The organism is Ruegeria sp. SATB045 (assembly GCF_059613525.1).
This window is the reverse complement of the sequence record NZ_JBXWSR010000033.1, coordinates 1-8,362: the sequence shown is the minus strand read 5'-3', so window position 1 is coordinate 8,362 and position 8,362 is coordinate 1. Positions and strand designations below refer to the sequence as shown.

The following is an 8,362-nucleotide window of genomic DNA, read 5'->3' as shown; positions in this document are numbered from 1 at the left end:
CGCAGATCAAGCGAACGCGACCGCAATATCAACGCGTCTCAAAAGCCGACTTCTTCAACACAATCAGCCCAAAGCAGACGTTCATTCTGACCACTGATAGCTTTTGAACATCGCAGGCGGGCGGTCAGCATAAGCCAGATGATGCTGCTTTAGTTGACCCCCAGCTCCCCCAAAGTATGCAAATGAGATTGAACTAGAGCTTGATGCGGAAAGCCGCGAAACCGTCTGTGCCTTCTCCGGCGTCTTCGATTGAAACGCCTTTGACGTCGCCAATGTAGTCTCGGGCCTTTGGGCCGGTTTCGAAAAGAACGGTTGTGTTCTCAAGAGGCGCAAAGGACCAATTGGCGTCCGCTTTTGGGTTGATCGTTCCCTGTTCAACAATATAGCGCACAATGACGTCGCGATTGGTGTCTGGGGCCTCGAATACGATTGTATCACCCAGTGCGCCAGGGAACGAACCGCCGCCCGATGCACGATAATTGTTGGTGGCAATGATGAACTCCATTTCATCAGTGACCGGTTCACCTTGGAAGGACAAGTTCACAATTCGGGCTGCATCGGGATTCGCCACTTCGCCCTTTGGTCCAAAGCGCGACGGTTTTGACAGGTCGATCTGATATGTCACACCATCCATTACATCGAAATTGTAAGACGGAAACTCAGGATTCAGTAGAACCGCGTCTTCTGAGCCTGACTCGATCGTGTTGAACATTCCGGCCGATCGCTCCAGCCAACCACGCAGCTGAACACCGTTCACTCGCACCGCGCGCACCGTATTTGGATAGAGATACAAATCAGCCACATTTTTTATGGCAACATCCCCAACCGGGACATCGGTGTAATAGTCGGGGCCTCCGCGACCACCCGCCTTGAACGGCGCCGCCGCTGACAGGATCGGCAAACCTTCATGCTCGGTGCCTTTTAGCATTTCTTTGACATACCATTTCTGCGCGATTGAAACGATCTGAACAGACGGATCATCAGCAACCAGCGCGAAATAGCTGTGCAATGGAGCAGATGTCTTGCCAACTGCTCGACGGACATAGGCGAGCGTTTCGTCGTGATCCTTCGCAACCGAGTCGAGAACCTTCTGATCGTCTCCGACCAAAGCGGTGATTGAGCGGTCTTCATTGCGTTGGGAAATCGCACGGGCCTCAGACGTAGTGGTAACCACACGCCACTCATTTCCTTCCCGTTCCAGCAGCAGATCCAGCAAACCAAGATGTGAACCCCAGAAGCCGCCCATGACAGCAGGTTTGCCCATAAGGGTGCCCTTTTCGACATCGATGCCGGGTCGGTCCGAAAATGTCGGCGAGGGGAAAACAAGGTGATTGTGGCCCGTGACCAACGCGTCGATCCCGTCAACACCCGCCAAAACGACTGATGCGTTTTCCATACCGTCGACATGATTGGCGTCGCCGATCCCAGAGTGTGAAAGGGCGATGACTAGGTCACAACCTTGTTCTTTCATCTCTGGCACGTATGCCCGCGCGGTTTCGACGATATCGCGGGTTTGAACATTGCCTTCCAGGTGCTTTCGATCCCAGTTCATGATCTGCGGCGGCGTAAATCCAATTACTCCAATTTTGATCGAGTGCTTAGCCCCATCGCCCATTTCGATTTCACGGTCGATGATTGCATAAGGCTTGATCAGCGTTTTGTCGTCACGCGGAGTTGCACCTTGTGCCTTTGAAACATTGGCCAAAACGACCGGGAACTCCGCACCCGCGAGTGATTTTTCCAGGAAATCCAGCCCGTAGTTGAATTCGTGATTGCCCAGAGTTGCGGCATCATAGCCAACGATGTTGAACGCGGTGATAATGGGGTGGGCATCCCCTTCTTTCATGCCACGCTCATAGGCGATGTAGTCACCCATCGGGTTCCCTTGAAGAAAGTCACCATTGTCGACCAAGATCGAATTTGTCGCCTCAGAGCGAATTTCGTTGATGATTGAGGCCGTACGGGACAAGCCCACGGTGTCACGGGGTTTGTCAGCATAATAGTCATAAGGGAACACATGGACGTGGATGTCGGTTGTTTCCATAATGCGCAAATGCGCTTGGTTGTTGGCAGCCAAAACTGAAAAAGGATGCAAGGTGATCGCCGCTGCACCGGCTGTTGTTGCAAGAAACTGGCGACGCGAAATTGACGAGCGGCTGGAAAATGACATGGGTGACCTTTCGAATTGGCTGGCAACGAGAATTGTTGCCGCTTTTGCATAACGATCTTATGACAGTATTTCCTATCACATCTTGCAGACTTATTTCAGGGGTTTTGGACGAGCACCAAGCACCAACTCAGGGCAGTTGTTAAGTGATTGCGTCCGGTGAAACCAAGCTAGGAGTGTTTTGACAACGTATTTGCAAAATACTCAGTGCCATTTACCTTCGTCCGTGCTGCATTGACGGCGCTGAACTATTCTGAAGGTGGTCGCTGGAGCCAGTACTGGCCAGTGCGTTGCTCGAGCCCGCCAGTGACGTACGTTAACCAATAATCGGTGTAAACGACATTGCGGTTTTGCCTTCGCCTTGAGCCATGAAGGACACACACGCATGCACCTCTTGTTGCCGCGCGTACTCCGGACTTGAGACCCCGTGAAAGCTGTCTGTGAGCATTAGCCATCCGTCGATGCAGAGTAGGTGCTCGAAACATGTTTGGTGCCGCCGCTACTGGCGGTGAGTTATGATGTTGAAACCTTCTTCGGGTAATGGTGGCACGAAATGCCGCGCAATACGGCGATATTGATCTTCTGTTGGTGCAAAGGCATGCGCGCCTTCTCTGTTGCGCTTATGCAGCCTGTGCAGACAAACTTCATCTGGCAAATCCAAAAAGTGAAGGTGGTGCTGCGCAGCCGTGTCTTTCAGCAAGTCGCGCATCCAAGCTCTATTTTCAATTGTGTTCGCTGGAAAATCGAGAACCACTGAAACGCCAGCCTTCAGCAAAGAAGCCACGTGACGCCCCATGACCGGTCGCAGTTTCCAAGCGCAATTCACGTAGTCCTGCAGGGACTTCATCTGGTCGCCAAACAGGGCGCTAAGCCATTCATCTTCTGAAATGAGCACGACTGCGTCTCTTTCCGCTAGTTCCGCTGCCAGAGTAGATTTTCCAGAAGCGACTTTGCCGCATAGCAAGTGAAGCGTTGGAATAGCCTGTGACATAGAACGAACTCCCGGATTACCTGATGGTCCCTGCGCTAAGTTGGTCCGCCAGTTGATCAAATACCAACCTGATCCTTCGTGCGGTATGTAACTCGGAGTGTGTCGCCAGCCAAATCGGGAACTTAAACGGCTCGCGGTCGGGGAGCACGCGCTCCACACCAGGTGTTAAGGCAGCCACATCATCCGACATTACACTTATGCCAAAACCTTGGCGCACCAGTTGCCAGGATACAATCCCGCTTTGTGAGCCAATCCTGAAGCTCTTTCGGGTTACTTTAATGCCCGCCGGATCGAGAAAACCGATCATCGTGTCGATGTCCCCAAACCCGACAAAGTCCAATTTCGCAAGTTCGTTTTCATTTTTTGGCCGTCCCACCTGATCAAGGTACGAAGGTGCTGCGTAAAAATGGGCCGTGGCCTCGGCGACAAGCTTTGCTGTCAGATCCGGCTGAGTTGGACGCACATGTCGGATGGCGATATCAGCCTCACGTCGCTGTATGTCTCGTATGTCATTTGCAGCAACGATGTCGATCTCTAGTCGCGGTGCCGCAAGTCGGATCTTTTTCAGTATAGGTGGCAGCTGATAGGCAGACATCACATCGGACGCAGTAATCCTGACTTGCCCTTCAACAGCTTGCGACTGGCTTGTCGCAGTAAGAGAAATCCTGTTCGCCACATCCGCCATTTCTCTGACATGCAACAAAAGCTCGGCGCCAGCAGTCGTCAAATTAAGCGACTTGCCGACTCTTTCAAACAGAGTGATGCCAAGGGCCGTTTCCAGCGCAGCAACTTGACGGCCAACAGTGGGTTGAGTTTGCTCAAGAACGCGTGCCGCTGCGGAAAACGAGCCTTCTTCGGCTGTCGCAAGAAAGGACCGTACCTGGTTCCAGTCGTAATTGATTGCCTTCCAGTTCATGCATTTATGCATAACACTTCTGCAAATTGTGGCAATTCCAAAAATGATTGTTTGGAAGTAAAGGATACGGCAACAACCTTTTTTGAGAGTAATGAAATGACTGCTTTGTCCAAGGATGCCGCGTTCTGGAGCAATATCTCGCAAAAGTATGCGGCAGACCCAATCCGCAACATGGAAGGGTATCTGAAAACACTCGAGCTCACGAAGTCGTACCTGAAAGCGGAGGACAACGTACTGGAAATCGGGTGCGGGACGGGTTCAACCGCGCTGCTGCTTGCACCGCATGTCGCCCATGTCACTGCCACGGATCTCGCTCCGGGCATGATCAAGATTGCCGATGAGAAGCGTGCTAAAGAAGGATTGGAGAACGTCACTTTCAAGGTGGCTGAAGTTCTTGAGCACGGTTTAGATGAAGGTTATTACGATGCGATCTTGGCGCATAATTTGCTTCATCTTCTGCCCGATTTGGACCAAGCGCTCGAGCACATTTCCGCGCTTACAAAACCCGGTGGGCTTTTCATATCCAAAACCGTCTGCGCACCTGAGAGCGGTAGTTTCAAGTATGCGATGATCAGTCGGATCGCCATCCCAATCATGCAGGCTCTTGGGAAAGCCCCGTTTGTGCATTTTGTGTCTGGATCAGTGCTTGAAAGGAAAATCGCGTCCGCAGGCTTCGACGTGCTTCATACTTCTGATCAAGCCTCAATGCTCCAGAGCCGCTATATTGTCGCGCAAAAATCTTGAAGTTTTAGTTCGTTTAGCTGCATCCGTTGAAACGATCTTTGCGTAAACTTGCACGATACTTTCATACAGGAAAGAACGGAGTTATCTCGGCCTGGTCGTACCTTAAGAGTGTTGTTGCGAAAGGCCGTTTGGTCCGCAGAGTGGTCATTCAGACAGAACGCAGCGAACGGCTGCTCTGAGTCCATACCCGACCGACATTGTAAATCGAACTATTGTTGTGGCGAGTACCAAATCGGCGAAGTGTAGGCCCGTTCCTGTGTTGTTAATTGGACGCCATCCGGCATGTCTATTCCGAACTTCACTGCATCATACGCCGTCCATCGGGGGGTCGGAATTTCTATTACCCGGGCATAATAAAATGCGCTTTCCGAAGGATCGAAATCTGGGTCTTCCCAGACGGTTCCCAGCTCAGAGGCTCCAATTGTGTTAGTCCACGAGGGGATAGAAAGGTCCACTGTGGTGCCTACCGAGGGCAACTTACCAGCGGCATCTCGTTCGCGGGAACCAGACCAGGCCACGTCGTAGACTTTTTCCCGTTGCTCTGCATCTGCATCTAACCAGCCCTTTATGATCTGGATTCGATCCAAGTTTGCTCCCATCGGATCACGAAGCGCATATACCAGAAAAGAAGGTGCGCCTTCCCCTGGGCCAAGATCCCCACCCATCGGCACCCCCTTGCTGTATCCCACAAGCGCCAAGTCGCGCCGTAACGCATCTTCTTCGGTAAAAGAATATCCTCCGAACATACGGACGCGCATTCTGGGCCCTGTTGTTGCGTAGGTTTCACGACGATGCATTGCATCCCAAATGGCTTCTCGGGAATTCTCCTGCGCCCATACTGCGGTTAGACCGCCAGTAATGTATTGCGACGAAAGCAGCGCAACGGTCCCGTCAGCATAAGTCTTACTGACATGTTGGCTGCGCTCTTCGCTGGGCTCGTAACCAGTGAACTTCCCGAAGAAGTTGTCGTTATCTGGGGCTGTTAAACCTGTGTGTGTGTCACTAGCCCCACCCAGGCCAAACTTGAAAGGGTTTACTCCCAAAGCCTTTTGCAAGGCTAAGCCGCGAAGCAGCCCAGATCGTGCGTATTCGCCAGACAACATTTCCGGCTCTTTCGGAACAGAAGCATCTAGATTGCCGTAATCCCATGTTTCGAAGTCAGCAAATTCATCGTCAGGTGATAGGAAAAGGTGGGCCTCACCATCTCCCTTAATCTGAGTTGGTTCGTATAGTCTTTCCCATTTGTTTCGTGCTTCTGCGTATGCGGGATCTAACGGCACCCCATCCGCGAAGTCATCGATTAACGGGAACATCCAGCCGTTAGACAAGTTCCCATTATGTGGAATAGCAAGAACACGCCCGCCTGTCGTTTGCTCATAGTTCTCCAACCACTTCCAAAGATCACGAGGGTTAGGTGAGCCCGTAGGTGGGGTTGTTGTATAAGGCAGTATTTGTCTTGTGAGCTCAGGGCCGTCGCGAAAGATCACATTTCGGTGCAAATTGTTCCCTGCAACAAGAGATGTCCATTCATAGGCGATAAAGGTGCTGAATACGCCTGGATCATTGTACTCTTCCGCGGCATCGATAATTTCGTCCCAAACACGGGCATACGCGGGGTTGCCCGGTTGATAGTTCAGTGCAGGCGAAACCTGTCCTTGAGCAAACGCCGCTGTAAGCTCGAGCGCTGCCGCTAAAGCAGCTTCTCCACCCTTATTAAATTCTTCGTGGAAATATCTGCCTTGCTCATCTGCCAAGATGTTGGGAGCACCTCTGATGATGTCGGTGATAGCACCCATCGCATCTGAATGATCTGTAATCATGAAGAAATCGAGAGGCATCGACAGTTTTACAGGTTGCCCCGTGTTCGACACAACTTCTTCGCCACGCGCAAACCGATAGGCATCGCGCGGCATAAGGCGCGTACCGCCTCCACCAGCATCCCCGGAAAGGCCAGTATGAACGTGAGTGTCACCAAAATAGACTTGAGTTGGATATGCGCGCTCAGCGTAAGGTGAATAAGGTCGACCGGAAGGACCGGAGAGGCCTGTTGGATTTATTGCATCCTGAGCTAAGACTGAGCTCCCCAAAATGAGAACTGCTGGCAAAAAAAAGCGAAACAATTTTTCCTCCATAATTGAGGGCACCATAGCATAACTCTGCTCCGGAATTTTTTCGACTTAGTTCGAAGGTCTGCTAAGTTCGCGTGGTTGCCGTTCGTCAGATCGGATCTAATGACCGTTTTGAGCACTAAGCCGACCAATTCGCTCACACATCGAGCCCATTGGCCCTGCCGAAGTCAGTATAGAATGATGTGCTGGTCAACTTTGCGACGGTTTCCCCATCAATCGTTTCAGGGTCCCGAGCAACTTTGCTTATACCTGTCCCCTCAACGAGGCGGTTCACCAAGTTGAACACACCACAAACTTGTACCGCATCAAACAACGCGCTTTCCGACCATCCGGCTTCATAGACCGCCTGTGCGTCTGCCTCGATCATACTGGAAGGCGATAGCGTGAGCTTCTTTATATAAGCAAGGATGGGCTTGAAACGTTGATCGACCGGCGCTGAATGAAGGTCTTCCATCAGCGCTTCAACCAGTTTTGGATCAATGCCATAGGCGCGGGCAAATACAGTATGCGCATCGTGACAATAGGAACAGGCATTCAACCCGGAAACGTAGGCAGCTACTAACTCGCGTTCAGAGGCGGAAAGCTCACTCTCTCCTCGCATCACAAGGCTCTCATATTGGCACCAGAGAGAAAGTTTGTCCGGAAACATTTGAAAAACGCTGCCAAGTGTTGCGTCCTCGGGAAGGGATGGAAATAGCCTCTTCATTTAATGACCTCCCTGAACAATGGTGCCTAAGCGTTCGTGTTGCCCGGATCGCCGCATGGACATAAGCCTAACAATATTCGCTTGATCGACAAATGGCTGCTTAGCGCGCAAAACGGTCATTCAGCCAACTCTAAACCAACGCCTGCTTTGGGACAAAAGAAGTCAAAGCAAGAGGCGCCTGCCCGGCAACTCCTTACGCTAGGCTCTCTCGACTCCACCGAGCCTTTATCTGGCAGGGGTTATGCTTGTTCTCGGCGTCCTGATGAGCCTGTGCATGACAGCTTGGGCATAGTGCAATCGCGATGAGCGTTTTCTTGCCCGTTGAGATGTCGGAGCAAAGTTCCTCACCGCAGATCTCGAGCAACTCCCCGCGTGACATTAACTCATTGGTGGTGATGCCACATTGCTGGCATTGCGCCTCTTCAAGGGCGCACCTGACTTCCTCAACTGAGACTATCCGTTGATAATTGCATTCAGTACCGGCCATTTTTAACCCCGCGAAATCGTCGACAACTCAACCCTGTGCAATAGACCTGCTCTGACCTCACCCAGCATTCGCCTTGGGAGATTCAGGCTAACGCAGGTGCCGCGCGCAAACAAGCCAGCGGGCATCACTCACTCCGTCCCCCATAAAAACCGAGCAACCTCCTGCATCTAAATAAAGAAGCAACTGCAGGAGATTGATCCATGAAGTACCTGTCTGCCCTCG

7 protein-coding genes are annotated in these 8,362 nt (G+C 51.8%); 2 read left to right on the top strand and 5 right to left on the bottom strand.

What is annotated here, in order from left to right; all coding sequences use genetic code 11:
- Positions 1 to 193: 193 nt before the first annotated feature.
- On the bottom strand, positions 194 to 2,101 hold the full coding sequence (locus AC2FNR_RS17935) for a bifunctional 2',3'-cyclic-nucleotide 2'-phosphodiesterase/3'-nucleotidase (RefSeq protein ID WP_496850502.1): 1,908 nt from the start codon (positions 2,099 to 2,101) through the stop codon (positions 194 to 196).
- Here AC2FNR_RS17935 and AC2FNR_RS17930 point away from each other — a divergent pair.
- Positions 2,097 to 2,222, top strand: a complete 126-nt coding sequence (locus AC2FNR_RS17930) for a hypothetical protein (protein ID WP_496850504.1) — start codon at positions 2,097 to 2,099, stop codon at positions 2,220 to 2,222. The genes AC2FNR_RS17935 and AC2FNR_RS17930 overlap by 5 nt on opposite strands.
- A 444-nt stretch (positions 2,223 to 2,666) precedes the next feature.
- On the opposite strand, the gene AC2FNR_RS17925 is transcribed toward AC2FNR_RS17930, so the two are convergent.
- Both AC2FNR_RS17925 and AC2FNR_RS17920 read right to left on the bottom strand, forming a co-directional pair.
- Positions 2,667 to 3,158 carry a P-loop nucleotide/nucleoside kinase family protein gene (locus AC2FNR_RS17925; RefSeq protein WP_496850501.1) on the bottom strand — a complete coding sequence of 164 codons (492 nt, stop codon included), beginning with the start codon at positions 3,156 to 3,158 and terminating at the stop codon, positions 2,667 to 2,669.
- A 16-nt stretch (positions 3,159 to 3,174) separates the two neighbouring features.
- A complete protein-coding gene (locus AC2FNR_RS17920) occupies positions 3,175 to 4,074 on the bottom strand; it encodes a LysR family transcriptional regulator (RefSeq protein ID WP_496850499.1) in 900 nt (299 codons plus the stop codon).
- A gap of 96 nt (positions 4,075 to 4,170) precedes the next feature.
- Between AC2FNR_RS17920 and AC2FNR_RS17915 the strand changes: the two genes are divergently transcribed.
- The gene (locus AC2FNR_RS17915; protein WP_496850497.1) at positions 4,171 to 4,818 is read left to right on the top strand and encodes a class I SAM-dependent methyltransferase; all 648 of its coding nucleotides are present in this window, start codon (positions 4,171 to 4,173) and stop codon (positions 4,816 to 4,818) included.
- A 209-nt stretch (positions 4,819 to 5,027) separates the two neighbouring features.
- On the opposite strand, the gene AC2FNR_RS17910 is transcribed toward AC2FNR_RS17915, so the two are convergent.
- Positions 5,028 to 6,950, bottom strand: a complete 1,923-nt coding sequence (locus AC2FNR_RS17910; RefSeq protein WP_496850496.1) for a DUF3604 domain-containing protein — start codon at positions 6,948 to 6,950, stop codon at positions 5,028 to 5,030.
- Between the two features lie 133 nt (positions 6,951 to 7,083).
- The gene (locus AC2FNR_RS17905; RefSeq protein ID WP_496850494.1) at positions 7,084 to 7,653 is read right to left on the bottom strand and encodes a carboxymuconolactone decarboxylase family protein; all 570 of its coding nucleotides are present in this window, start codon (positions 7,651 to 7,653) and stop codon (positions 7,084 to 7,086) included.
- Between the last annotated feature and the right edge of the window lie 709 nt (positions 7,654 to 8,362).

Bases quoted from the DNA above. Each gene is read 5' to 3' on its own strand.
- AC2FNR_RS17925 (WP_496850501.1), bottom strand. From the start codon at position 3,158: ATGTCACAGGCTATTCCAACGCTTCACTTGCTATGCGGCAAAGTCGCT.
- AC2FNR_RS17920 (WP_496850499.1), bottom strand. From the start codon at position 4,074: ATGAACTGGAAGGCAATCAATTACGACTGGAACCAGGTACGGTCCTTT.
- AC2FNR_RS17915 (WP_496850497.1), top strand. From the start codon at position 4,171: ATGACTGCTTTGTCCAAGGATGCCGCGTTCTGGAGCAATATCTCGCAA.
- AC2FNR_RS17910 (WP_496850496.1), bottom strand. From the start codon at position 6,950: ATGGAGGAAAAATTGTTTCGCTTTTTTTTGCCAGCAGTTCTCATTTTG.
- AC2FNR_RS17905 (WP_496850494.1), bottom strand. From the start codon at position 7,653: ATGAAGAGGCTATTTCCATCCCTTCCCGAGGACGCAACACTTGGCAGC.